Source organism: Pseudoxanthomonas sp. 3HH-4 (assembly GCF_006716465.1).
GTDB lineage: Bacteria > Pseudomonadota > Gammaproteobacteria > Xanthomonadales > Xanthomonadaceae > Pseudoxanthomonas_A.
The window spans coordinates 44,627-69,209 of the sequence record NZ_VFPB01000007.1; the positions used below are offsets into that span (position 1 = coordinate 44,627).

Genomic DNA, 24,583 nt, shown 5'->3' on the forward strand with positions numbered 1-24,583 from the left:
AAGTCGCTTGATGGCAGACCCTTTCCCGCAGACACACGCCATGCCTTCCCTGCGCCAATCGTTCGATGCGGTCGTGGACCTGCCCCCGCAGGCACAGCGCGACTGGATGGACCGGCACTGCCCCGACCCGACCGACCGCCGCCACCTGGAAGCGTTGCTCGCCGCCCACGCACGCACCGAACCCGTCCTGCTCGACACACCCGTCGCCGCACTGATCGAGGCGTTGAAGGCGGAAGACATCCGCCCACCGCAGGCATGGATCGGCGAGCGCATCGGTGCCTTCCGGCTGATCAGTCCATTGGGCCAGGGCGGCATGGCCACGGTGTTCCTCGCCGAACGCGAGGATGTAGATTTCCAGCAACGCGTCGCGGTCAAACTGCTGCGGCGCGGACCGTATTCCGAACTGCAGCAGCAGCTGTTCCGCCGCGAACGGCAGACGCTGGCGGCGCTCACGCATCCGGCCATCGCGCGCCTGATCGACGGCGGTGTCACCGACGAAGGCGTGCCCTATCTCGTCATGGACCACGTGGATGGCCTGCCGATAACCCGCCACGCGGAACTCCGCAACCTGGACCAGACTGCACGACTGCAGCTGCTGTGCGACGTCTGCCGCGCGGTGGACGCTGCGCACCGGCAACTGGTCGTCCATTGCGATCTCAAGCCCTCCAATATCCTGGTCACGACCGAAGACTCGCCGCGGCTTCTGGATTTCGGTGTTGCGCGCCTGATCGACGCCACCGGCGACGGCGAAGGCGCAACCGCCATTGGACTGACGCCGGGGTACGCAGCACCCGAGCAGTACACCGGCGCTGCCGTGACCACCGCTACGGACGTGTACGCGCTGGGCGTGCTGATGCGGGAGTTGCTGAGCGGCGAGCGCCCCGGTGAAAGTGCGCACCAGGATGCGTTGCCGAAGGGCGATCTGGGCGCGATCCTGTCGAAGGCTACCGCGGCCGAGCCCGCCCGCCGCTACGCATCGGCAGGCGATCTGTCCGAGGATCTTGAACGCCACCTGCGCCACGAGCCTGTCCGCGCGCGGTCGCCGTCGCTGCTCCATCGCATGCGTCTTTTCGCCCGCCGCCATCGCGGTGGCGTGGCGGTCGCCACCCTGCTGATGGTCGCCGTGCTCGCCAGCCTGTCGGCTGCACTCTGGCAGGCGCACACCGCGCGCGTGGCCGCGGCCGAAGCGCAGGAGCAGGCTTGGCGCGCGCGCAACGAAGCGCAGCGCGCGAATGCCGTGCGCGACCTGCTCGTACAGTTGTTCGAGAATGAAGTACCCCAAGGCCCGCGCGCCGCGCTGCCGGATACCGCCACCCTGCTGGAACGCGGTGCCGAGCGGGCACGCACCGACCTGGTGGCCTCGCCAGCGTTGCAGGTCGAGATGCTGGTCGTCATCGCGCGCATCTACGACGAAATGTCGCGCTACGACGACGCACGACCGCTGCTGGCGCGCGCCGTCGCCACCGCGCGCGCACTGCCCGCGCGCGACCACGCCGCGCTCGGGATGGCGCTAAGCCAGCAGGGACAACTCGCGTCCAGCGAGAAGGACTATCCCGCGGCGCTCGCATTGTTGAACGAAGCGCTCGCGGTCCAGCGCAGCGTCGATCCGCAGGGGCTCGCCGCCGCCCTCACCTACCACCGTCGCGCGATCGTGCGCAGCGAGATGGACGAGCATCAGGCCGCCATCGCCGACCACTTGGCCGCTATCACGATCCAGCAGGCGCGCCTGCCGCCACGCGATCCCCGCCTGGTCCGCAGCTACGGCGCGCTGGGTACCGCTTACACGCGCGCGCACCAGGCCGGCCACGCCGTGCGCTGGCAACGGCATGCCCTGGCGTTGACGCGCGCGGCGTACGGCAATGAACATCCGGAGACGTCGCGACGCCTCAGCAACTACGGCATCGCGCTGATGGCGACTGGACAGATGGCGGAAGCCGAGGCTCCGCTCCGTGAAGCCGTCGGCATCGCGCGCCGCATCTATCGCGGACCGAACGCGGACGTCGCGCCGCGGGTGCACAACCTTGGTGGCGTGTACCTTGCGCTGGGTCGCCTCGACGAGGCCGAACCGCTGCTGCGCGAAGCCATGGCCATCGAGCATGCGATCGGCCGCGAGCGCTCGCCGGGCATCGGGTTCTCGTTGGCGAAGCTGTCCCGCATCCAGGAACTGCGCGGCGACTTGGCCGGTGCCCGCACATTGGCCGATGAGGCGCGGGCCCAGTTGGACAAAGTGCTGCCACCCACGCACGAACAGCGCCTCGACGCCGAACTGCGCGTCCTCCGCCTGCAGTTGGTGGCTGGCCTCGATCATGACCTGCGGGAACACGCGATCGATCTGCAGCGGCGCGTCGACGCACAACAAGAGCCCTACCTTTCGGCGAACGCACTGTACGTGCGCGCCCTCGCGCATGCGCGGCAGGGGGAGGATGCGGCGGCGATCGCCATGATCGATCAAGCGTTGCGGATCAGCGACCGTCCGCGCTCGTTCCCGCACGACCTGCTCGCGTGGTACGCCACGCTGGCGCAGCTGCATTCGCGCAATGGACATCCCGAAGCAGCCGCACGCACGCGCCGGGAGGGCCTGGCGTTTGCGGACCGTATGGACATTCCTGCAAACCATCCTGCCCGCATTGCGTTGGCGACCGCCTCCTTCGTCACGATGGCCAACGCGCCCTGAATCGTTTCGCCCCGCATCGTCGGGACGTGTCAGTGAGGACGGCAGGAAAGCGCTTGTCTCTGTGAACCCTCACGCAGAGATCGGACTTCCATGCTGCTTTCACGCCACGCCACGCACGCCGCCGAACCCCTGACCGACATTCCCTCCCCGTCCGCCGCCGCTCCACGCGGTGGCGATACCGAACCCGGGCCTCCGACCCCCATCAACCCGTGGACGCGAGCGCTGCAATGCCTCATCGGCCTGCTCGCACCGCGCCACGCCGCACGCAGGGGGTTGCTGCAACTCGATGACGAGACCGGCTTCGCCGACTGTCCGCGACACGTAGAAGGCTGCCCGGAACGCCGTGAAACACTGGTATTGCACGGCCGGTGCTTGCAGCTAGTGTCCTGGGGCGATCCGCACCGGCAGCCGTATGTGCTGCTACCGCCGCTTGACGCGACGGGCCGTGACGCGATGGCCGGCTGGGTGCGCGCGCTGACGGCGCACGGGTACGCCGTCGTCGCCTTCGCCCGCGAGGGCCGTACGGTGGCCACGCAAACGTCCACCCTGCTGGAGACCGCGGGCGACATGCTCGAGGTCGGCCGCCGCTGCGGCGAAGCGGCCGCGGTCATCGGCCATTCGCTCGGCGCCATGTCGGTGGTGCTCGCGCTGCACCAGGGCTTGCGCGCGAAGCGGGCGATCCTGGTCTCCGCGCAGGCCGATCCGCGCGCGGCGTTGCAGCGCTTCGTGGATCGTTCCGGCATGGGATCGCGCGTGGGCGCGCGCATACTGGCGCTGCTCGAATCCCGCATTGGCCAAGGACTGGATGCGCTGCAGGCGCACCGCATCGCACCGGCCATCGGCATCCCCGTGCTGGTCGTGCACGATCTGCTCGACGACGAAGTGCCATGGGATGAGGGCGAGCGTTTCGCCCGACACCTCACTGCTGCGCGCCTGCTGACCACGCTCGACCTCGGCCACCACGGCGTCCTCAACGACCCGACGGTGTTGCGCGACTGCGTGCGTTTCCTGGAAGGCGAAGCCATCGGCGACAAGGTCGTGTCGTCACCCAATCTTCCTTACGGCTTCAGCTGACATGGTGCCGGCGCGCCGCCACGACGTGGCGCCTGCCTGCATCATGCGATTCCGCCTCGCGCGCAGGAGTTCCGGCCACGATGCCAGCGACGCCATGACGGCTCTCTGCCTGCGCGGTGGCCGCGGAATGCACGCGCCGCCCACGTGCCGCGGCTGCGCGCTGGTCATCGCGCTGCGCGGCGAGGTGGACGTCGAGACCGACGACGGCGTATTCCGGCTGCCCGGCCGCCGGTTCCTGGCGCTGCCGAGCGACGCGCCCAGGCGCCTGCTCGCCGGGCCCGGCGCGGACTGGGTGCTCGTGCACGCGCCCAGCCACTGGGCACAGGCGCTGTCCGAGCCTGCAGAGCGTCGCGGCCTGGCGGCGCCACTGCTGCTGCCCGCCGTACTGCCCATGGACCGCCCGATGCTGCAGCAACTCTCCGCATTGCTGCGATGCGCACCGCATCCTTGCGACCGCGAATCGGGGCGCGAACTGGCCGCCGTGATGCTGGCAGCGCGCGACGCGCAGGCACGCGCCGCGGACTGGGTGGAGCGCGCCTACGGTCGCAGTGAACGGCATCGGCGCGCGGTCGTGGCACGCCTGCTGACCGCGCGCAACCGCATCCTCAACGCCCCCTTCGATGCGCACGACCTTCACACCCTGGCCGAGGCTGCGCGTTACTCGCCCTCGCATTTCCTGCGTTCGTTCCGTGACGTGTTCGGAATGACGCCCCACGACCTGCTCACCCAGACCCGCCTGCTGCGTGCCTGCGCGCTGATCCAGGATGGCCGGCTGGCGATCTGCGAGATCGCCGCGAGCGTAGGCTACGAGAGTCGGCATGCGTTCTCGCGTTCGTTCAAACGCGCCACCGGGGTCACCGCGACCCGCTTCCGTACCGCGGGCGGCGCCCGCTGAGCCCTCACCATCCCGAATCGCGACAGGCGTACCCCCACATCACGACGGCGGACACCGCCACCCGCGCGCATCGCGCAACACGGACAGCACGACATGCGTCGCACACGACTGCGCACCGGGCCTCTCTCCCCGGTGCGCTCTTTTTCCACGTGGAAAGGCCGCGTCCTCGTGGACGCGGCCGGCTGGACCGCTGCGGACGGCTCAGAACTTCTGCTGGTACTTCAGGTAGACGAACCGTCCGATGTCGTAACCACCGTAATACGAGTAGCCCGAGCTAGGCTGCGAGTACATCGGCGGCCCATAGCGCTCGAACACGTTGTTGGCCCCGAACGAGATCGTCACGTTCCAGGGCGCCTGGTAGCGGACCTGCACGTCGTGGAAGGTCGTGGAAGGACGCTCGTGCATCTGCAGCACCTCGCCGCCCGTCCAGGGCGCGCGGTAGTTCGGTAGGCTGCAGATGTCGTCGAAGACGCAGCGTTCCTTCACCCCCGCGTAGTACCGCATCCCCCAGGACACGCCCCATGCCCCGTGCTCCCAGCCCAGATTGAGGTTGGAGCGGATGCGGAAGTTGCTGCCTGTGCTCGTCGCGATGCCATTCAACTGCTGCGGCGGATTGTCCTCCAGATCGTCGGTCTTCAGTTCGAGCTTGCTGATGTACGTGCTCAGCCAACTGGCGCTGAAGATGCCCCACGGTGTCGTACGGCGGTAGTTCATATCGAAATCGAAACCCTCGGTCTCGACATGGCCCACGTTGATCGGCGTGGTGGTGAACGAAAGGATCTCGCCGGTGGCCGCATCACGTTCGAAGCGCGAGCCCGTCGATGCGTTGCAACGCGCCTCGATCCCCCGCAGGTAGCAATCGTCCAACACCTGGGTCTCAGTGTCGGCCACGATGGTGTTCTCGATGCGGATCGTCCACCAGTCCAGCGACACGTTCAGCCCCGGCGCGAACGACGGACTGAACACTACGCCCAGCGTCGTCGATTCGGATGTTTCCGGGGTAAGGTCCGGATTCGAACCCGATACGAAGGGGATCGGGGTCTGCGTACCGGGACCGTTCGCGACGCCGTCGGCGTCATTGGCGGGCTGGCGGAAGTCGGCGGGCACGTCCTGCAGGCATCGCGCATTGCCGCGCGCGGCGCCGAAGGCGGTGTCGCACGGATCCGTGTAGAACGAGAACGTCTGCGACGCGCCGCCGTACAGATTGCTGACATCCGGCGCACGGAAGCCCTCCGCCCACGTGCTGCGGACCAGCAGCGAGTCCACGGGCTTCCATTTCAGGCCCAGCTTGCTGTTGGTGGTGTCGCCGAAGGTGTCGTAATCCGAATAGCGCGTCGCCGCACTGAGCGTCAGCTCGCGGGCCAGCGGTACCTCGGACAGCAGCGGCACCTGCACCTCGGCGTAGATTTCATCGAGGCTGTAGCCGCCCGCCGTCGGCCCGGCCGCGAGATCGGTGGAACCGCCCGACTGGGCCAACGCATCGGGCGAGAATTCGCCGTATTCCTTGCGGTGCTCCACGCCCAGCGCGATCGCCAGGTCACCGGCCGGCAGCGTCGCCAGCGTGCCGGTGATGTTGGCGAAATAGTCCTGCGTCTTCGTCATCGAGACGGCCTGGCCGACCGGGAAGATGAACTGCCTGACGGCCGGGTCCGCCGCCGAGCCGTCACCCGGGCCGCCGTACCCGAACGGGAGCAGCGGGTTCCATGGCGTGCATTCGCCCTGGCTGGTGCCCAGCGGAATCGGGTTGTCCGGCGTGCCGCACTGGACAACGCCCTGGCTGTTGAGGAACGACGGGCCCACCGCCATCCGCACGGCGGCAAGGTTGAGGTTGCCGGTGCCGACCTGCACACCCTTGTTCTGGTTGTAGAGGTAGCCCACGTCCCAGTCCCAACTGCGGCCGGCCAGGTCGAAGTAGCCCGACAGCGTGCCGCTGAAGCGGTAGGTGGTCAGCGAAAGCCGGTTCTCGCGCGGCACTTCCCAGCCGCGGCGGGTGAAGTGCACGGCGGTGGGATCCGCGTCTCCGCTCTGGTTGCCAACGGGGTTGTAGTAGCTGTCGATCGACATCGGCGTATCGAACGCCTGCGACGAGTACGGATAGCCCGCATTGCGCGAGAACGAGGCGCGGTCGGTGTAGAGCATGTCGCCGGCGAAGCGGATGCGGTCACTCAGCGCATGGTCGAGGTTGACGAACACCGACTTGCGTTCGATGCCCGCCAGCAGCGTGGACTGCTGGACCGGCAACGAGAAGTCGGTGTCGTCCAGCGCGCGGTAGCTGTCCAGGTCACGCGGATCGAGTCCGGGCGTCTCGCGCCGGAGCGTGAAGTTGCCGCGCCCGGGGACGATCAGGCGGCCGTACTGCGTGGTTCCGCTTTCACCACCCGGCCTCGGTACCCTGCCCTCACCCATCGGGAAGCGGTTCGCCGAGAACCAGCGGTCGGTGGCCCACACCGGATCTTCTTCCGTGTACTCCGCGCCAACGGTCACCGACCCGCGATCACCACTGAAACCGGCGATCAGGTCCAGTACCGTGCGCTGGCCGTCGCCCTGCGAGTATTGGCCGCCATAGACGCTGGCCTGCATGCCGTCCATGTTGCGCCGGGTGATGAGATTGACGACGCCGGCGATCGCATCGGATCCATACAGCGTCGATGCGCCGTCCTTCAGCACTTCGATCCGTTCGATCATCGCCGCCGGGATCTGCGAGAGGTCCTGGAAGCCGCTGGTGGTGATGCCCAGCCGCTTCCCGTTGACCAGCACCAGGGTGCGGTTGGGACCGAGGTTGCGCAGGTCGATATACGCACCGCCCACCGCCTCGCCCGCGGCAAGCGGCGTGATGCGGCTCACCGCCGGACTGCCCGCGCTGGTGATGTTCTGCAGGATATCGGCGACGGAATTGAAGCCCTGCTTCTGGATCTCCTCGCGCGAGATCACCAGCACCGGCGCGGCGGTTTCCACATCCACCTGGCGGATGCGCGAGCCGGTCACCTCGATGCGGTCCAGTGTGGTGGGCGCCGTGCCGGAGGGCGCCGGCGCTTCCTGTGCGTGGGCCGCCGCCGCGGTGGCCGCGCACGCGACCAGGGCGACGCGGATCGCGTCGCGCAATGCATGTCGTTTCATTTGAATCCCTCTCCTCGATGGCTGTCGTTCGCGTCGTGTTCGGTGAAAACATCGTTAAGCACCGAAGTTCGTACGCTACGGAGCCGGTCCGGCAGAGAGGTGTCCCGCGCGCGGCTTTGCCGGAACGCTTGTTGCGGTGTCGCGGTGCGCATATCGCGAAAAACAAAAAGGCCCCGCATCGCTGCGGGGCCCTTCCTGGAACGGTGACGCGGGAAGCGGGACTTAGAAGTCCATGCCGCCCATGCCGCCCATGCCACCGCCGGCCGGCATCGCCGGCTCGTCCTTCTTCGGAGCCTCGGCCACCATCGCTTCGGTGGTGATCATCAGACCGGCAATCGAAGCGGCGTTCTGCAGCGCGGAGCGCGTGACCTTGGTCGGGTCCAGGATGCCGAACTCGATCATGTCGCCGAACTCGCCGTTGGCGGCGTTGTAGCCGAAGTTGCCCGAACCGTCCTTGACGCGGTTGACGATCACCGACGGCTCTTCACCGGCGTTGGTGACGATCTCGCGCAGCGGGGCTTCCATTGCGCGCAGGGCGATCTGGATGCCGTGGTTCTGGTCTTCGTTGGCGCCCTTCAGGTTGCCGATGGTCTGCAGCGCGCGGATCAGCGCGACGCCGCCGCCCGGGACCACGCCTTCTTCCACCGCCGCACGCGTGGCGTGCAGAGCGTCTTCGACGCGGGCCTTCTTTTCCTTCATCTCGATCTCGGTCGAGGCACCGACCTTGATCACGGCCACGCCGCCGGCCAGCTTGGCCACGCGTTCCTGCAGCTTCTCGCGGTCGTAGTCCGAAGAGGTCTCTTCGATCTGCGCCTTGATCTGCTTGATGCGCGACTGGATGCGCTCGGCATCGCCGGCGCCGTCGATGATGGTGGTGTTCTCCTTGGAGATCACGACCTTCTTCGCACGACCCAGGTCGTTGATGGTGGCCTTCTCCAGCTGCAGGCCGACTTCCTCGGAGATCACCGTGCCGTTGGTCAGCGTGGCGATGTCTTCCAGGATGGCCTTGCGGCGGTCACCGAAGCCCGGCGCCTTGACGGCGGCGACCTTCACGATGCCGCGGATGGTGTTGACCACCAGCGTGGCGAGGGCTTCGCCTTCCACTTCCTCGGCCACGATCAGCAGCGGCTTGCCGGCCTTGGCGACGCCTTCCAGCACCGGCAGCAGTTCGCGGACGTTGGAGACCTTCTTGTCGTGGATCAGGATGAAGGGGTCGTCGAATTCGACCTGCTGCGACTGCTGGTTGTTGATGAAGTACGGCGACAGGTAGCCGCGGTCGAACTGCATGCCCTCGACGACGTCGAGTTCGTTCTCCAGGCCGGAGCCTTCTTCGACCGTGATCACGCCTTCCTTGCCGACCTTCTTCATGGCCTCGGCGATGATGTCGCCGATGTTGCTGTCGGAGTTGGCCGAGATGGTGCCGACCTGGGCGATCGCCTTGTCGTCGGCGGTGGGCTTGGAGAGCTTCTTCAGCTCTTCGACGGCGGCCTTCACGGCCTGGTCGATGCCGCGCTTCAGGTCCATCGGGTTCATGCCGGCGGCGACGGCCTTGGAGCCTTCGCGGATGAACGCCTGGGCCAGCACGGTGGCGGTGGTGGTGCCGTCACCGGCATTGTCGGAGGTCTTGGACGCGACTTCCTTCACCATCTGAGCGCCCATGTTCTCGAACTTGTCGGCCAGTTCGATTTCCTTGGCGACGGACACGCCGTCCTTGGTGATGGTCGGGGCGCCGAAGCTCTTCTCGAGCACGACGTTGCGGCCCTTCGGGCCGAGGGTGGCCTTGACGGCATTGGCGAGGATGTTCACGCCGCGCACCATGCGCGTACGGGCGTCTTCACCGAAACGGATATCTTTGGCTGCCATGTGCAACTCCAGGAGTATTGAGTGTGATTCGTGAGGCGGGCAGGCCCGCCATCAGGAGGAATGCGGTGACGTGGGCGGCGGCGCGGAGCCGCCACGCGCGATCAGCCGAGGATCGCGAGGACGTCGTCTTCCTTGATGATCTTGTACTCGACGCCTTCGTACTTGTAGGGCGAACCCGAGTACTGGCCGTAGATCACCTTGTCGCCGACCTTCACCTTCGGGGCGCGCACGCCGCCGGTGGCGTCGATGAACTTGCCTTCGCCGACGGCGACGACTTCACCCTTGGTGGGCTTTTCCTTGGCGGCGTCGGGGATGATGATGCCGCCGACGGAGGTTTCTTCGGCTTCGATCGGCTTGACCACCAGGCGGTCGTACAGCGGCTTGATATTGCTCATGTCAATCCTCTTAAGTGATTGATTGGACTGGGAAAGGGGCGGCGATGTTAGCACTCCCCACGGGAGACTGCCAACGCCAGGGGCACAGAAACCCGACAGGGCCGGGATGCGAGGGATATCGGGGTGCCTGGCGCGGTTTCAAGGGGTGGGTGCGCATATCGGTCGCAGGGGCGCCCGGACCGGGTCTGCGATAATCGACGCCCCATGCCCGTCTTCCTGATCCTGTCGACCTGTCCCGACGCCGACACCGCCCAGCGGTTGGCACGGGCGCTGGTGGACGAGCGCCTGGCCGCCTGCGTCAGCGTGCTGCCCGGCATGTTTTCGACCTACCGCTGGCAGGGCCGGGTGGAACAGGCCAGCGAGGTCCAACTGCTGGCGAAGACCAGCGCCGACCGGCGCGACGCGCTGATGGCGCGGCTGGCCGAACTGCACCCGTATGAACTGCCGGAGATCCTGGCGGTCGAAACCGCCGCCGGCCTGCCCGCCTACCTGGCGTGGGTCGCCGCTGAAACCCGGGCCGATGGCGCCCCCTCGAGTTGAAGACCCAGGCCCGATGACGCTGATCCGCACACTGTTCGCCTTCCTGGCCGTATCCCTGCTCGCCGTGGTGGCACCCGCTGCATCGGCGGCGATCAGCCAGGACGACCTGCTGCCGGTGGACGAGGCCTTCGTGCTGACAGCCACTGCACCGGCGCGGGACCGTATCGAGATCCGCTGGAAGATCACCGACGGCTACTATCTTTATCGCCACCGCACCAGCGTGGAGGCGGGCGCCGGCTTCGCGGCGCAGCCGCTGCAGCTGCCCAAGGGCAAGGCGTATCGCGACGAGTTCTTCGGCGACGTCGAGACGTATCGTGGCGAACTGATCGCCACCCTGCCCGGCCAACCTGCGCCCGACGCCGACAGCATTACCTTGAAGATCAAGTATCAGGGCTGCGCCGACGCCGGCATCTGCTACCCGCCGCAGACACGCACAGTGAAGGTCGCGCTGCCGGCGGCCGCGGGTGAGGCGTTCGTACCGCTCGGCGCGGGCGCGCTGACCGGTGGACTGCGGGGGCAGAGACCGCAGGCGGGCATGGACACCCTGCCGCTGCCGGCCGAACAAGCGTTCGGCTTCGAAGCGATCGCCTTCAATGGCAACGAGCTGCTGTTGCGCTTCACGCCGGCACGCGGCTACTACGTCTACCGCGACCGCACCTCGATGGCACTGGAGGGTGCGCAAGGTATCGCCTTGCAGGCGCCACGCTGGCCGAAGGGCATCGCACACCGCGACGAACACTTCGGCGACGTCACCGTCTACTTCGACCAGGCCGAAGTGCCGGTGCCGCTGAAACGCGACCATGCCCGTGCGGCGACCGCGACGCTGCGGGTGACGTTCCAGGGCTGCCAGAAGGACGGCATCTGCTATCCCCCGATGACGCGGCGGGTGACGCTGTCGATCCCGCCCGGGACGATCACGCCCGCCAGCACGCCTGACATGCCCGCGCCCGCCACCGTGGCGCCGCTGACGACCGCGACAACACCGGTCGACGCCCCCGTCGCCACTCCGGACACGACTACGCCGGCAGCGTCCATCGCGACCGACGTCGAACGCACGCGCCCGCCCGAAGATGTGCTGGCCCGCAACCCGCGCGGCACCCCCTCGCTGATCGTCGCGCTGGCACTCGCGCTGGCCGGTGGCCTGATCCTCAACCTGATGCCATGCGTGTTGCCGATCCTGTCGCTGAAGGCGCTGTCGCTGGCCGAAAGCGGGCGCGAGGGCGGCGATGCCCGTCGGCGCGCGCTCTGGTACACGGCCGGCGTGCTGGTCAGTTTCGTCGCCGTCGGCGCGCTGGCCATCGCGCTGCGGGCGGCGGGCCAGGCGCTGGGCTGGGGTTTCCAGCTGCAGCAACCGTGGGTGGTCGGGCTGCTCGCGTACGTGATGTTCGCGGTGGGTTTGAGCCTGTCGGGCGTGTTCGCGCTCGGGCATCGACTGGCGGGAACCGGTCATGGGCTGGCGTCGCGTCGCGGCCCGGTCGGCGACTTCTTCACCGGCGTGCTGGCGGTGGTCGTGGCCAGCCCCTGCACAGCGCCCTTCATGGGCGTGGCGCTGGCGTATGCGTTCACTGCTCCCACGCCGCTGGCGCTGCTGGTATTCGCGGTGCTCGGCCTGGGGCTCGCCCTGCCGTTCCTGTTGATCGGTTTCGTGCCGGCGCTGGCGAGCCGCCTGCCGCGTCCAGGCGCGTGGATGGACACGCTGAAGCAGGTGCTGGCCTTCCCGATGTACCTGACGGCCGTCTGGCTGCTGTGGGTGCTGGGCAAGCAGCGCGGCATCGACGCGGTGGGTCTGGCGCTGGTTGGCCTGGTGCTGCTGGCGCTGGGGCTGTGGTGGTTCCAGCGCGCGCGCTTTGCCGCTGCGCCTTTGCAGCGCGCGCTGGCGCTGGCGCTCAGTGTCTCCGCACTGGTGCCGCTGGCGATGGTGCACCGGCTGCCGGCGGAGATAGCGACGGCACCGACTGCCGAAGGCCACGTGGCCTATTCTGCGGAACGTCTGGCGGCGTTGCGTGCGGAGGGTCGCATCGTCTTCGTCGACATGACCGCCGACTGGTGCGTCACCTGCAAGGCCAACGAAAAGGCCGTACTGAACACTGACGCATTCCGCGACCTGCTGGCAGAACACGATGCCTTGATGATGACGGGCGACTGGACGAACGTGGACCCTGCGATCACCGCGTTCCTCGAACAGCACAAGGCCGTTGGCGTACCGCTGTACGTGATGTATCCGCGCAACGGCGGTGAAGGCGATGTGTTGCCCACCGTGCTGACCCACGACACGATGCGCCAGGCGTTCGAACGGGCGGCACGATGAAGGTCACCACGCCGCGCATCCTCGCCGTCGCCCTCGTGGCCGGCGGCCTGGGCCTGGTGGCCAGCCTGTGGTTCAACGGCAACCCGCTGTGGCGGACCGGACCCGGCGAGCGCGCCCTGCACGCCGCGGTGAATGCGACGGCCCCCAAGCCTCCGGAAGGCGTCACGCCTGCCGGCATCGGCGATTCCATGCCGGCGATCGCGTTGCCGGGGCTGGACGGAAAGATCGTCGATCTGGCGGCCACCTACCGTGGCAAGCGCCTGCTGATCAACGTCTGGGCCAGCTGGTGCGGCCCGTGCATCGAGGAAATGCCGGAACTGCAGCGCTTCGCCACGACCCAAGGAACAGAGGGCGTCCAGGTGGTGGGTCTGGCGCTGGACACGCCTGAGGGCGTGCAGGACTTCCTGTCCCGCGTGCCGGTCGGCTATCCCATCGTGCTGGATACGCCCGGTCCGGCCGACGCCAGCGTATGGCTGGGCAACGCCAAGGGCGTACTGCCATACACCGTGCTGGTGGGAACTGACGGGAGGATCGAGCGCCAGAAGGTCGGGCCCTTCCAGCAAGGCGAGATCAGCAGGTGGGTAGACTAGGTTCGCGTGGGAAGTTCATCGAATCTGCTGCCATCATGGCGCGACCACGCTCCGACAAGCGCGCCGTCGCGGTGTGCTGCCCCTTGCAAGTCCTTGATCCGAGATGGGTCTCCCCGAAATCAAACAATCGCTTAAAACGAGCCAAACTTCGGCGAACTGGACAGCATCGCCGGCTTCAAGCAGACTGCCGCCCTTCCGCTGGAGACGCGAATGGCGAAGCTGCTGGTCCTGCATGGCCCCAACCTCAATCTGCTCGGCACCCGCGAGCCGGAGGTCTATGGCCATGCGACGCTGGCGGACATCGACCGGTCCCTGGCGGCACAGGCCCAGGCCGCCGGCCACCAGCTGGACAGCTTCCAGTCCAATGCCGAGCATGCCCTGGTCGACCGCATCCAGGCCGCGCGCACCGACGGCACGGCCTTCATCCTGATCAACCCGGCCGCCTTCACCCACACCTCGGTCGCCATCCGCGACGCACTGGCCGGCGTGGCGCTGCCCTTCATCGAAATCCACCTGTCCAACCCTCACAGCCGCGAGCCGTTCCGCCACACCAGCTATCTCAGCGACAAGGCGGTCGGCGTGGTCTGCGGCTTCGGCGCCGACAGCTACCGCTACGCTCTGGACGCCGCCCTGCAACGGCTGCCCGCCTGACCCCTCATTTATCTTGTTCCGCGCGCGGAACATCGTTCAACCACGAGGCTCCCATGGATCTCCGCAAAATCAAGAAACTGATCGACCTGCTGGAAGAGTCGAACCTGGCCGAAATCGAGATCAAGGAAGGCGAAGAATCCGTGCGCCTGGCGCGCACGCCCAAGGGCGGCTACGCCGTGCCGGCACCGGCCCCCGCCGCCTACGCCGAACCGCGCCCCGCCGCACCGATGCCGATGAGCTCGCCCACCGAAGCCTCAACCGGCGGCACGACCAAGGCCAGCAACGCCCTGCCGGACGGGCACGTGGTGCGTGCACCGATGGTCGGTACCTTCTATGCGTCGCCGTCGCCGGACAAGCCTGCGTTCGTCGCCGTCGGCCAGCCGGTGAAGGCCGGCGAGACGCTGGCGATCATCGAAGCCATGAAGATGTTCAACCCCATCGAAGCCGACGTCTCCGGCACCGTGCTGTCGATCCTGGCCGAAAGCGGCCAGCCGATCGAATTCGATCAGCCGCTGTTCGTGATCGGCTGAGGCCCGCACCATGCTGGACAAAGTCGTCATCGCCAACCGGGGTGAGATCGCGCTGCGCATCCTGCGCGCCTGCCACACCCTGGGCATCCGCACAGTCGCGGTGCATTCCACCGTCGACCGCAACCTCAAACACGTGGCCATGGCCGACGAGTCGGTCTGCATCGGCCCCGCCGCCTCGAAGGACAGCTACCTCAACATCCCGGCGATCATCGCCGCGGCCGAAGTGACCGACGCGCAGGCCATCCATCCGGGCTACGGCTTCCTGTCGGAGAACGCCGACTTCGCCGAGCGCGTGGAACAGTCCGGCTTCATCTTCATCGGCCCCAAGGCCGACACCATCCGCATGATGGGCGACAAGGTGGAGGCGATCCGCGCCATGCAGGCCGCCGGCGTGCCGTGCGTGCCCGGCAGCGGCGGGCCGCTGGGCGAGGACATCGTGGCCAACACCAAGATCGCGCGCGAGATCGGTTACCCGGTGATCATCAAGGCGGCGGGCGGCGGTGGCGGCCGCGGCATGCGCGTGGTGCATGTCGAGGGCGCGCTGAAGGCCGCCATCGAGACCACTAAGTCCGAAGCCAAGGCGGCGTTCGGCAATGGCGAGGTCTACATGGAGAAATTCCTGGAGAATCCGCGCCATGTGGAGATCCAGGTGCTGGCCGACGGCCAGGGCAACGCGATCCACCTGGGCGAGCGAGACTGCTCGATGCAGCGCCGCCACCAGAAGGTGGTGGAGGAAGCGCCCGCTCCCGGCATCACCGACGAACAGCGCGCGGAGATCGGCAAGGTCTGCGTGGAAGCCTGCATCCGCATCGGCTACCGCGGCGCGGGCACGTTCGAATTCCTGTATGAGGACGGCCGCTTCTACTTCATCGAGATGAACACCCGCATCCAGGTGGAGCATCCGGTCACCGAGCGCATCACCGGCATCGACCTGGTCTGCGAACAGTTGCGCATCGCGGCCGGGCAGAAGCTGACCATCAAGCAGTCCGACATCGTGCTGCGCGGGCATGCCATCGAGTGCCGCATCAATGCGGAGGATCCGGACACCTTCATGCCGCACCCGGGCCTGATCCAGCACTTCCATCCCCCGGGCGGTCCCGGCGTGCGGGTGGATACGCACATCTACGAAGGCTACCGCGTGCCGCCCAACTACGATTCGATGATCGCCAAGCTCATCGTGCACGGCCCGGACCGCGAAACCGCCATCGCCCGCATGCGTGTGGCGCTGAGCGAGATGGTCATCGATGGCATCAAGACGAACATCCCCTTGCAACAGCGCATCATGCGCGACCAGGGATTCCAGGCCGGCGGCCAGAACATCCACTACCTGGAAAAGCGCCTGGCCGAGCGCAAGAGCAAGACGATCTCGCTGGTCTGAGGCGGTGATGCATCGCCCCTCGCATCCGCACGGGGCGATGCATGTGGCGGAAGGCGGCTGCAGGACATCATCGACGACGGACGCCTTGCGTCCGCACAAGAAAGAAAGGCCGGGATGTCGCCATCCCGGCCTTTCATTGTCTGTGGCCATCGGTGGCCTGAGGCTCAGCGCTCTGCAGGCGCCCGCTGTGTGCCAGGCACCGTCCGCACGCCGAGTGGCGAGGATGGATCGGTGATCCGCACCAGTTCCGAAGAGCCGTCCGCCCATACCACCCGGATCGTGCTGCCTGGCGCCAGCGTGGAGAACGGTGTGCCGCTGCGCGCGCGATAGAGCGCAGCGACCTGGCTGGCGCCGAGCCGGCGCGCATCATCCGGCGCGTGGATCGTCATGTGGCCCACGCGCGTGAGATCCCGGTACTCCGGATCACGCGTCTCGATGACGATCGTGGCGGCAGCGGCGGCATATGCCACTACAACCAGACCCCAGACCAGAAGATTGGCTCCCGGCCGCGTGTGTTTGTATTTCATCCGTCAGCTCCCGCGTGGGACAACAACGTGCCCACCATCTCGTCAACATTGTCAGCTCCCTGTCGCGGCACGCCTGCGTCGCGCGCGAAGGAAGTGAAATCCTGTGATTCATCCTGCGAGCAGACGCCACCGTTCACGCAGTAGTTCGTCATCATCGAGCCATGCGGGCTGCAATCCATGCCCAGTTCGCATGAGGCGATGCGCCAGGCGATCTCGCTGAGTTCGCTACCCGATATCTCGCCCAGCGTGTCGCGCCGGCCACTCGCGCTCGTCCCCATGACCGGGGCGATGGCGAAGAAGGCGAACGGATCATCCGAATCGAGCACGCGCTGGACCAGTTCGCGCCGATAGTCATCGTCGTCGCGCAATGGCTGATCCATCGCCAGCAGTGCCGCCTCGGCTGCCAGACTGCCCGCGCGCGCCGCCTGCTGGCGCTGGGTGAGGATGGTCGGCAACGACAATCCGTCCTGCGGCACGAACCTGGCGCATCGCTGCTGCACGCGCTGGCGTGCGGAAAGCATCGCGTCGCCGTTGGACAATCCCAGCGTTGCGATGACGCGCGAGTCCTGCGCGTAACCGGCCGGGTCCGCGGCAAATCCCGCGCAGTAGTCCAGCACAAGGCTCAACAGCCACATGGCATCGGCATCGCCGGCGGCCGACAGCGCGAGCAACTCGCGCGAGTAGGCGAACAGATCGGTGCTGTCCTCGAACGCGCGCCGCAGCGGCGACAGCATGGGCGTCGAATGCGCAGCGACAGGGCGCAGGACAGCGGGCGTGGTGGACGGCGGGAGCGCTGTCGTCCCGGCCGGGGCGGGAGCCGCATCGTCCGTCGGCATCGCGAACGGCGCCAGCCCCGCCTGGCGCAGCGGCATCCACGCCAGCGCCACCAGCAGGCCCACCAGCATCATCGGCAGTAGCAGCTTCCGGGGCACCTCCGCATTATCCCGGTGCATCCCAAGCGGTTCAACGCGAAAACGCCGCGTTCAGCACGCCGGCCACGCCTTCCGTCGCCTGCCTTCCCGGGCCTTCGCCTGAACGCGTGAGACAATACCCGCCTTCTCCGCTTCCCGCGCCCCACGCCATGCCTTATCTGGAGCTCTCCCTGCGCTGCACCGAAATCGAGCAGCCGCGCTATGAGACCGCCCTCGAGGACGTCGGCGCACTCTCGGTCACGCTGCTGGACGCGGATGCGGACACCGGCCATGAACGGGCCATCCTGGAGCCCGGCGTAGGCGAGACTCCCCTGTGGAAATCGCTGGTGCTGACCGCATTGTTCGATGCGGATGCCAACGCGCTGACGCTGCTCGCCGCCCTGGAATCCTTCGATCCCGGGCTGGACTGGACACAGGTGGGGTTCCGCAAGGTCGAGGACGAGGACTGGGAACGCGCGTGGCTGGACCAGTTCAAGCCCATGCGCTTCGGCGCCCGTACCTTCATCGTGCCCTGGAACCACGAAGTGCCCGCGGAAGCCGGCGACGATGCCGCCATCGTGCGGCTCGATCCGGGCCTGGCGTTCGGATCCGGCACGCACCCCACCACGGCACTGTGCCTGCATTGGCTCGACGGGCTCGCCGATGACGGTGCGCTGGAGGGCCAGCGCGTGCTCGACTTCGGTTGTGGTTCCGGCATCCTCGCGCTCGCCGCCTTGAAACTCGGCGCCGCGCAGGCCGTGGGCGTGGACAACGATCCGCAAGCATTGCTTGCCAGCGCCGACAACGCGCAGCGCAACCAGGTGGATGCGAACTTCAGCGTCTACCTGCCCGAGGACGAGCCGGTGATGACCTATCCGGTGGTGGTGGCCAACATCCTGGCCTCGGCGCTGGACGCACTGGCCGACGTCCTCGCCGCGCGCGTCGCCCCTGGTGGCCGCATCGCACTGTCGGGCATCCTCAAGGGACAGGAAGACGAACTGCTGGCCCGCTACGCGACGTGGTTCGATGCCCTGGTGGCCACGCAGGACGGCGACTGGATGCGTATCGACGGCATCCGTCGCTGACGCCACCCTCCGCCGCGTCCGCGATCACAACACGCGCGCGGGCGTGCATGGTTGAATAGGAGCCATGTTCACGGCCTGTCCGCATTGCCAGTTCCTTGTCGCCCGCGACCGGCATACCGATGCCGTGCCCGCAGACTGTCCACGCTGCGGCAGACCATTGGCCACGGCGGACGAAGCTGCGGTACCTGCATCGCCAAGTCTCGCGACCTTCCTGAACCCTGCAGCAGCCGGCGCGGAAGCATCGTCAGGCGCGCGATCGGACGACACGCTCACGACAACACTGACGGCAGGGGAAGAGGCAGCTTCGCGAGATACCACGCCAGAAGCGCCAGACGTAGCAATACCCGCTGTTGACGCGCCCGACATCACCGCGCACGCGGCAGATGCGGCATCACTGGAAGGCGCGACGCCGATCAATGACGTCCCGGTCGATGCAATGCCAGAGGACGCAGCGCCCTCCACCATAGAGCCGGCACCCGTCACCGCCGGCGCACCCACGCGCAAGGCAACGGGTCCCAGGTTCCTGCAACGCACGCGCACCATGCCGGTGCACGCAGCCCGCGCACGCTGGCAATGGGTTGCCGTGGGTGCACTTGCCACACTGCTGTGTGTGCAGGTCGTACTGGCCGATCGCGCCCGCCTGGCGACACAGGCAGGATGGCGACCCCTGGTGATGGTGCTGTGCGCCGCGTTCCGCTGCGACGTACCGATGTGGCACGAACCCAGCGCCTTCACCATGCTGAGTCGTGATGTGCGGCCGATCACCGGCCAGGCGGGAACATTGCAGGCACAAGCGACGTTCCGCAACGAAGCACGCTGGGAACAGGGTTGGCCGGTGATCCTGCTGACACTGAAGGATGCCGATGGCCGCACCCTGGGCGCGCGTGCGCTGGAGCCGCGCGACTATCTGCCGCAGGATGAGGTGTCATCGTCCATCGGCCCCGGCCAGAGCGCCCAGATGGCCGTGCTTGTGCGCGAGCCGAGCGCGAACGTCGTCGCGTTCTCCTTCGACTTCCGTTAAGCGCGTCGGATTCATCAAAAAGCGGATGCGCGCGCCGCGCTCAGGCGCTAGACTCGTCCCCCCGCCGAATACCCACAAGCACATGGCGGGCATCCGCATCCGTTGCACCAGGGGATCCGATTGAACGCTGCCTCCACCCGTCAGGACACGCCACGCGCCACGTCGCGCCCGCCGCTGCGCGAGCATGTCGCCGTGTCCGTCCGCCGCTACCTGCGTGACCTGGATGGCTGCGAGGCGGACGACGTGTACGAGATCGTGCTGCGCGAGATGGAGATCCCGCTGTTCGTGGAAGTGCTCAACCATTGCGAAGGCAACCAGAGCCGCGCCGCGGCCATGCTGGGCATCCATCGCGCCACCCTGCGCAAGAAGCTCAAGGACTACGGACTGGCCTGACAGGCCGTCCGGCCGAGGGCCGGGCGTGATGGTGCGGCGCGTTATAATTCGCGCCCCGATCCGTACCGCCGTCCCCATGACCCTCGATTTCCAGCCCGTGCGCCGGGCGTTGCTGTCCGTATCCGACAAGACCGGCCTGCTCGACCTGGCCCGTGCCCTCGCCGCCCGCAATGTCGAACTGCTGTCCACCGGCGGCACTGCCAGGACATTGCGTGACGCCGGCCTGTCCGTGCGCGATGTGGCCGAGGTCACCGGATTCCCGGAAATGATGGACGGCCGCGTCAAGACGCTGCACCCCAAGGTGCACGGCGGCCTGCTGGGCCGTGCCGGTACCGACGACGCTGTGATGGCCGAGCACGGCATCGGTGCGATCGACCTGCTGGTGTTGAACCTGTATCCGTTCGAATCCGTGACGGCGAAGGCAGACTGCACGTTGGCGGACGCGGTGGAGAACATCGATATCGGCGGTCCCGCGATGCTGCGCTCGGCGGCGAAGAACTTCGCACGCGTCGCCGTCGCGACCGACCCGTCGCAGTACGCCGGCCTGGTGGCCGAACTCGATGCGAACGAGGGCGCGCTGTCGGCGAAGACACGCTTCGCGCTGTCGGTCGCCGCCTTCAACCGCGTGGCCCAGTATGACGCCGCGATCAGCAACTATCTGTCCGCCGTCACCGACACCTCGGGCGAGGTCCCAGTGCGCGCCACGTTCTCGGCGCAGGCCAACGGCAGCTTCGTCAAGGTCATGGATCTGCGCTACGGCGAGAACCCGCACCAGCAGGCTGCGTTCTACCGCGACCTTTATCCGGCGCCCGGTTCGCTGGCGACCTTCACGCAGCTGCAGGGCAAGGAACTGAGCTACAACAACATCGCCGACAGCGATGCGGCCTGGGAATGCGTGCGCCAGTTCGACGCGCCGGCCTGCGTGATCGTCAAGCACGCCAACCCCTGCGGCGTGGCGGTCGGCGTGGCTTGCGGCGATGCCTACGAACTCGCCTACGCCACCGACCCGACCAGCGCGTTCGGCGGCATCATCGCGTTCAACCGCACGCTGGATGCCGCGACGGCGAAGGTGATCCTCGACCGCCAGTTCGTCGAGGTGCTGATCGCGCCGGACTACGAGCCCGCCGCGCTCGACTACGCGGCGAAGAAGGCCAACGTGCGCGTACTGCGCATTCCGCTGGCGCCGGCATCGACCGGCTTCATCGATACCAAGCGCGTCGGCTCCGGCCTGCTGCTGCAGACCGCCGACGACCGCGTGGTAACGCGCGACGAGCTCAAGGTGGTCACGAAGCTCGCGCCGACCGATGCGCAGTTCACCGACCTGCTGTTCGCGTGGAAGGTGGCGAAGTTCGTGAAATCCAACGCCATCGTCTACGCGAAGGACCACCGCACCATCGGCGTCGGTGCCGGCCAGATGAGCCGCGTGTACTCCGCGCGCATCGCTGGCATCAAGGCGGCCGACGCGAATCTCGTGGTCGAAGGTTCGGTGATGGCCAGCGATGCGTTCTTCCCGTTCCGCGACGGCATCGACGCCGCGGCGGCCGCCGGCATCAAGGCGGTGATCCAGCCGGGCGGCTCCATGCGCGATGGCGAAGTCATTGCCGCCGCCGACGAGCACGGCATCGCGATGGTCTTCACCGGCGTGCGGCACTTCCGCCACTGAAGACAGGGCACGATGATGCCGCCCTGGCGGTCGTCATCGGCCCGGCAGCCTTCTCCGCTCGTTGACCAGTACGGAGCATCACCACGGCCATGAAGATCCTTCGCGCCCTTTCCGCCATGCCCGTCACGGCGCTCGTCGTCCTCGCGCTTGCCGGCTGCGCAGACACGCAGGCGAGTCTGCAAGAGGCGCGCACGAAGGTCGCGGCCACGTTGCCCGCGCCCTACTTCGAGGACCTGGTGACCGAATCGGTCGCCATCGAGGGTGACCGCCTGGTGCTGCTCATCCGCAGTCCGAAGGGGAGCGCCGCCAGAACCCGCGAGGCCCCCGGTTTCGACACGCTGAAGGAAAGCGAGCAGATCGCGCTGCGCGAGCTGTGCACGCAGCCGGCGATCATGCCGCTGACCGACACCGACGCCGTCCTGGTGCGTCGTTTCGTCGACCGTCACGACGCCGTTTTCTTCGATGTCGAACTCCCCGCGCGCGCATGCGCGACACCGCCGACGGATGCGCCGGCCCAACCATGAGGAATACCCCTTGAAAGTCCTGGTCATCGGTTCCGGCGGTCGCGAGCACGCGCTGGCGTGGAAGCTGGCGCAGTCGCCACGCGTGGACGAGGTGATCGTGGCACCCGGCAACGCGGGCACCGCGACGGAGGCGAAGTGCTGCAACGTCGCGGTCAAGGTCACCGACATCGACGGTCTGCTGGCCTTGGCGCAGGAGGCAGGCGTGGGCCTGACCGTGGTCGGTCCCGAAGTTCCGCTCGTGGCCGGCGTGGTGGACCGCTTCCGTCTGGCGGGATTGCGTGTTTTCGGTCCCACCGCCGCTGCGGCGCAGCTGGAGGGCAGCAAGGCATTCGCCAAGGATTTCCTGGCGCGCCACGGCATCCCGACCGCGTTCTACGCCGTGCATACCGAAGTGGACGCCGCGCTCGCGTACCTCCGCGAGAAAGGCGCGCCGATCGTGGTCAAGGCCGACGGCCTAGCCGCCGGCAAGGGCGTGATCGTGGCGATGACACTTGAGGAAGCCGAGGCGGCGGTGCGCGACATGCTGTCGGGCAATGCGTTCGGCGATGCCGGCGCGCGCGTGGTGATCGAGGAATTCCTGGAGGGTGAGGAGGCCAGCTTCATCTCGATGGTCGACGGCACCACCGCGCTGCCGATGGCCACCAGCCAGGACCACAAACGGGTCGGCGACGGCGACACGGGCCCCAACACCGGCGGCATGGGGGCGTATTCGCCCGCCCCGGTGGTCACGCCCGAGGTGCACGCACGCGTGATGCGCGAGGTGGTGAACCCCACCGTGCAGGGCATGATCGCCGATGGCGTGCCGTTCACCGGTTTCCTGTATGCCGGCCTGATGATCGACGCGCGCGGTGCGCCGAAAGTGATCGAGTTCAACGTGCGCTTCGGCGACCCCGAGACGCAGCCGGTGATGCTGCGCCTGCAGTCGGACCTGGTGGACTTGGTCGAAGCCGCCATCGACAGCCGGCTCGACGCTACCGAGGCACAGTGGGACCCGCGTCCCTCGCTCGGCGTGGTGATGGCCGCGTCGCCCTATCCGGACACACCGATGACCGGTGACGTGATCACCGGACTGGACGAAATCCCCGCGACGGCCAAGGTCTTCCATGCCGGGACCGCGCTGGATGCGGAGGGTCGCGTCGTCAGCGCGGGGGGCCGCGTGCTGTGCGTCGCCGCGCTCGGCGACTCGGTGTCCGATGCACAGCGCAACGCCTACGCCGGCGTGGACAAGGTGCGCTGGACCAACGAGTTCCACCGCTCCGACATCGGCTGGCGCGCGATCGCGCGCGAACACGCGAGCGCCTGACCGGCTATCGCGCCTGCACGAAGTTCGCCGCGTGCTCGCGTGGCGCGCTGCGCAGGTACTGCGGCGCGACCGCGATCTTCGCGCCCAGCGCCACCGCTGCATGCCATGGCCAGCGCGGGTCGTACAGGATGCCGCGTGCTAGCCCGATGGCATCGGCCCGGTCCTGCCGCAGGATGTCTTCGGCCTGTTGCGGCTCGGTGATCAGGCCTACCGCGATCACCGGCATCGCGACCTGCTGCCTGATCGCCGCCGCGAACGGCACCTGGTAACCCGGCTCAAGAGTGATCTTCTGCGCGGGATGGAGGCCGCCACTGGAGACATGGATGAAGTGGCAACCGCGTGCATCGAGCGCCTTCGCGAGCGCGATGCTCTGCGCCAGGTCCCAGCCGCCCTCCACCCAGTCGGTGGCGGAAACGCGGATGCCGACGGCCATCGTGTCGGGCACCGCCGCCTTGACCGCATCGAACACCTGCAGCACCAGCCGCATGCGGTTCTCCAGCGTGCCGCCATATGCATCCTCGCGCCGGTTGCTGAGCGGCGACAGGAATTGATGCAGCAGGTAGCCATGCGCGGCATGGATCTCGATCAGATCCAGACCCAGCCGTACCGCACGCAGCGCGCTGTTGGCGAACGCGGCAACGATGGCATCGATGCCCGCCTGGTCCAACGCCAGCGGCGGATGCTGGCCTTCGCTGTAGGCGAGCGGCGATGCGGACACCGTTTGCCAGCCATGCGGTGCATCAGGCGCGATCTGCGCGCCATGATCATCCCAGGGACGATGGGTGGACGCTTTTCGCCCGGCATGCGCCAGCTGCACGCCGATCGGCATGGAGGAGTAGCGGCGTGTCGCTGCCAGCGCCCTGGCGAATGCGGCTTCGGTCGTGTCATCCCACAAGCCGAGGTCGGCCCAGCTGATGCGCCCACGCGGTTCGACGGCGGTCGCTTCGATGATCGCCAGCCCGGCGCCGGACTGGGCCAGATTCGGCCAATGGAAAGCATGCCAGTCGGTGGCACGGCCATCTTCGGAGGAGTACTGGCACATCGGCGCGATGACGATGCGATTGGAAAGCGACAGCGGCCCCAGGGCGAGGGGCGAGAACAGGCGACTCATGGAGGAACAAGACCGGACGACGTGGGGCCG

General features: G+C 67.6%; 21 protein-coding genes. 15 read left to right on the forward strand and 6 right to left on the reverse strand.

The genetic code is table 11. From position 1 onward, the window contains the following. Positions 1–40 precede the first annotated feature (40 nt). The 3 genes from FB548_RS17850 to FB548_RS17860 all read left to right on the forward strand — a co-directional run bounded on the left by FB548_RS17850 (position 41) and on the right by FB548_RS17860 (position 4,643). On the forward strand, positions 41–2,674 hold the full coding sequence (locus tag FB548_RS17850) for a serine/threonine-protein kinase (protein ID WP_185742162.1): 2,634 nt from the start codon (positions 41–43) through the stop codon (positions 2,672–2,674). 90 nt (positions 2,675–2,764) lie between these two features. After that, entirely contained in the window at positions 2,765–3,748 is a 984-nt protein-coding gene (locus FB548_RS17855; protein WP_142126163.1) for a lysophospholipase, read from the forward strand. Between the two features lie 94 nt (positions 3,749–3,842). Further along, positions 3,843–4,643, forward strand: coding sequence for a helix-turn-helix transcriptional regulator (locus FB548_RS17860; RefSeq protein WP_221625992.1), 801 nt, complete (start codon positions 3,843–3,845; stop codon positions 4,641–4,643). Between the two features lie 201 nt (positions 4,644–4,844). On the opposite strand, the gene FB548_RS17865 is transcribed toward FB548_RS17860, so the two are convergent. The 3 genes from FB548_RS17865 to FB548_RS17875 form a co-directional block, all read right to left on the reverse strand. Further along, a complete protein-coding gene (locus FB548_RS17865; RefSeq protein WP_142126165.1) occupies positions 4,845–7,766 on the reverse strand; it encodes a TonB-dependent receptor in 2,922 nt (973 codons plus the stop codon). A gap of 216 nt (positions 7,767–7,982) precedes the next feature. Further along, positions 7,983–9,623 (reverse strand): chaperonin GroEL, encoded by a 1,641-nt coding sequence (gene groL / locus FB548_RS17870; protein WP_142126166.1) that lies wholly within the window; start codon positions 9,621–9,623, stop codon positions 7,983–7,985. A gap of 101 nt (positions 9,624–9,724) precedes the next feature. Next, on the reverse strand, positions 9,725–10,018 hold the full coding sequence (locus FB548_RS17875) for a co-chaperone GroES (protein ID WP_142126167.1): 294 nt from the start codon (positions 10,016–10,018) through the stop codon (positions 9,725–9,727). 204 nt (positions 10,019–10,222) lie between these two features. Between FB548_RS17875 and cutA the strand changes: the two genes are divergently transcribed. The 6 genes from cutA (at position 10,223) to accC (ending at position 16,015) form a co-directional block, all read left to right on the forward strand. Continuing rightward, the gene (gene cutA, locus FB548_RS17880; RefSeq protein ID WP_142126168.1) at positions 10,223–10,558 is read left to right on the forward strand and encodes a divalent-cation tolerance protein CutA; all 336 of its coding nucleotides are present in this window, start codon (positions 10,223–10,225) and stop codon (positions 10,556–10,558) included. Positions 10,559–10,571: 13 nt separating this feature from the next. Further along, positions 10,572–12,866 carry a protein-disulfide reductase DsbD gene (locus FB548_RS17885; RefSeq protein WP_142126169.1) on the forward strand — a complete coding sequence of 765 codons (2,295 nt, stop codon included), beginning with the start codon at positions 10,572–10,574 and terminating at the stop codon, positions 12,864–12,866. Next, positions 12,863–13,456 (forward strand): TlpA disulfide reductase family protein, encoded by a 594-nt coding sequence (locus FB548_RS17890; RefSeq protein WP_142126170.1) that lies wholly within the window; start codon positions 12,863–12,865, stop codon positions 13,454–13,456. The genes FB548_RS17885 and FB548_RS17890 overlap by 4 nt, the downstream gene beginning before the upstream one ends. Before the next feature lie 210 nt (positions 13,457–13,666). After that, on the forward strand, positions 13,667–14,107 hold the full coding sequence (gene aroQ, locus FB548_RS17895; RefSeq protein WP_142126171.1) for a type II 3-dehydroquinate dehydratase: 441 nt from the start codon (positions 13,667–13,669) through the stop codon (positions 14,105–14,107). A gap of 53 nt (positions 14,108–14,160) precedes the next feature. Beyond that, on the forward strand, positions 14,161–14,637 hold the full coding sequence (gene accB, locus FB548_RS17900) for an acetyl-CoA carboxylase biotin carboxyl carrier protein (protein ID WP_142126172.1): 477 nt from the start codon (positions 14,161–14,163) through the stop codon (positions 14,635–14,637). A 10-nt stretch (positions 14,638–14,647) separates the two neighbouring features. Then, a complete protein-coding gene (gene accC, locus FB548_RS17905) occupies positions 14,648–16,015 on the forward strand; it encodes an acetyl-CoA carboxylase biotin carboxylase subunit (RefSeq protein ID WP_142126173.1) in 1,368 nt (455 codons plus the stop codon). A gap of 164 nt (positions 16,016–16,179) precedes the next feature. Here accC and FB548_RS17910 read toward each other — a convergent pair whose 3' ends face one another. After that, positions 16,180–16,542: a hypothetical protein gene (locus FB548_RS17910; RefSeq protein ID WP_142126174.1), complete on the reverse strand. Its 363-nt coding sequence runs from the start codon at positions 16,540–16,542 to the stop codon at positions 16,180–16,182. Next, positions 16,539–17,474: a hypothetical protein gene (locus FB548_RS17915; protein WP_255470618.1), complete on the reverse strand. Its 936-nt coding sequence runs from the start codon at positions 17,472–17,474 to the stop codon at positions 16,539–16,541. Before FB548_RS17915 ends, FB548_RS17910 begins: the two co-directional genes overlap by 4 nt. Before the next feature lie 149 nt (positions 17,475–17,623). Between FB548_RS17915 and prmA the strand changes: the two genes are divergently transcribed. The 6 genes from prmA (at position 17,624) to purD (ending at position 23,442) form a co-directional block, all read left to right on the forward strand. Beyond that, positions 17,624–18,538 (forward strand): 50S ribosomal protein L11 methyltransferase, encoded by a 915-nt coding sequence (prmA, locus tag FB548_RS17920; protein WP_142126175.1) that lies wholly within the window; start codon positions 17,624–17,626, stop codon positions 18,536–18,538. Between the two features lie 436 nt (positions 18,539–18,974). After that, a complete protein-coding gene (locus FB548_RS18845) occupies positions 18,975–19,559 on the forward strand; it encodes a DUF3426 domain-containing protein (protein ID WP_185742164.1) in 585 nt (194 codons plus the stop codon). A gap of 120 nt (positions 19,560–19,679) precedes the next feature. Then, on the forward strand, positions 19,680–19,952 hold the full coding sequence (gene fis, locus FB548_RS17930) for a DNA-binding transcriptional regulator Fis (protein WP_142126177.1): 273 nt from the start codon (positions 19,680–19,682) through the stop codon (positions 19,950–19,952). A gap of 76 nt (positions 19,953–20,028) precedes the next feature. After that, positions 20,029–21,615, forward strand: a complete 1,587-nt coding sequence (gene purH / locus FB548_RS17935; RefSeq protein ID WP_142126178.1) for a bifunctional phosphoribosylaminoimidazolecarboxamide formyltransferase/IMP cyclohydrolase — start codon at positions 20,029–20,031, stop codon at positions 21,613–21,615. 89 nt (positions 21,616–21,704) lie between these two features. Next, a complete protein-coding gene (locus FB548_RS17940; RefSeq protein ID WP_142126179.1) occupies positions 21,705–22,139 on the forward strand; it encodes a hypothetical protein in 435 nt (144 codons plus the stop codon). Between the two features lie 10 nt (positions 22,140–22,149). Continuing rightward, on the forward strand, positions 22,150–23,442 hold the full coding sequence (gene purD, locus FB548_RS17945) for a phosphoribosylamine--glycine ligase (RefSeq protein WP_142126180.1): 1,293 nt from the start codon (positions 22,150–22,152) through the stop codon (positions 23,440–23,442). 4 nt (positions 23,443–23,446) lie between these two features. Here purD and FB548_RS17950 read toward each other — a convergent pair whose 3' ends face one another. Beyond that, positions 23,447–24,553, reverse strand: a complete 1,107-nt coding sequence (locus tag FB548_RS17950; RefSeq protein WP_142126181.1) for an NADH:flavin oxidoreductase/NADH oxidase — start codon at positions 24,551–24,553, stop codon at positions 23,447–23,449. Between the last annotated feature and the right edge of the window lie 30 nt (positions 24,554–24,583).

Bases quoted from the DNA above. Each gene is read 5' to 3' on its own strand.
- FB548_RS17910 (WP_142126174.1), bottom strand. From the start codon at position 16,542: ATGAAATACAAACACACGCGGCCGGGAGCCAATCTTCTGGTCTGGGGT.
- purH (WP_142126178.1), top strand. From the start codon at position 20,029: ATGACCCTCGATTTCCAGCCCGTGCGCCGGGCGTTGCTGTCCGTATCC.
- FB548_RS17940 (WP_142126179.1), top strand. From the start codon at position 21,705: ATGAAGATCCTTCGCGCCCTTTCCGCCATGCCCGTCACGGCGCTCGTC.
- FB548_RS17950 (WP_142126181.1), bottom strand. From the start codon at position 24,553: ATGAGTCGCCTGTTCTCGCCCCTCGCCCTGGGGCCGCTGTCGCTTTCC.
- groL (WP_142126166.1), bottom strand. From the start codon at position 9,623: ATGGCAGCCAAAGATATCCGTTTCGGTGAAGACGCCCGTACGCGCATG.
- cutA (WP_142126168.1), top strand. From the start codon at position 10,223: ATGCCCGTCTTCCTGATCCTGTCGACCTGTCCCGACGCCGACACCGCC.
- accB (WP_142126172.1), top strand. From the start codon at position 14,161: ATGGATCTCCGCAAAATCAAGAAACTGATCGACCTGCTGGAAGAGTCG.
- prmA (WP_142126175.1), top strand. From the start codon at position 17,624: ATGCCTTATCTGGAGCTCTCCCTGCGCTGCACCGAAATCGAGCAGCCG.
- FB548_RS17855 (WP_142126163.1), top strand. From the start codon at position 2,765: ATGCTGCTTTCACGCCACGCCACGCACGCCGCCGAACCCCTGACCGAC.
- FB548_RS17890 (WP_142126170.1), top strand. From the start codon at position 12,863: ATGAAGGTCACCACGCCGCGCATCCTCGCCGTCGCCCTCGTGGCCGGC.
- FB548_RS17860 (WP_221625992.1), top strand. From the start codon at position 3,843: ATGACGGCTCTCTGCCTGCGCGGTGGCCGCGGAATGCACGCGCCGCCC.
- accC (WP_142126173.1), top strand. From the start codon at position 14,648: ATGCTGGACAAAGTCGTCATCGCCAACCGGGGTGAGATCGCGCTGCGC.
- FB548_RS18845 (WP_185742164.1), top strand. From the start codon at position 18,975: ATGCCAGAGGACGCAGCGCCCTCCACCATAGAGCCGGCACCCGTCACC.
- FB548_RS17875 (WP_142126167.1), bottom strand. From the start codon at position 10,018: ATGAGCAATATCAAGCCGCTGTACGACCGCCTGGTGGTCAAGCCGATC.
- aroQ (WP_142126171.1), top strand. From the start codon at position 13,667: ATGGCGAAGCTGCTGGTCCTGCATGGCCCCAACCTCAATCTGCTCGGC.
- FB548_RS17885 (WP_142126169.1), top strand. From the start codon at position 10,572: ATGACGCTGATCCGCACACTGTTCGCCTTCCTGGCCGTATCCCTGCTC.
- FB548_RS17850 (WP_185742162.1), top strand. From the start codon at position 41: ATGCCTTCCCTGCGCCAATCGTTCGATGCGGTCGTGGACCTGCCCCCG.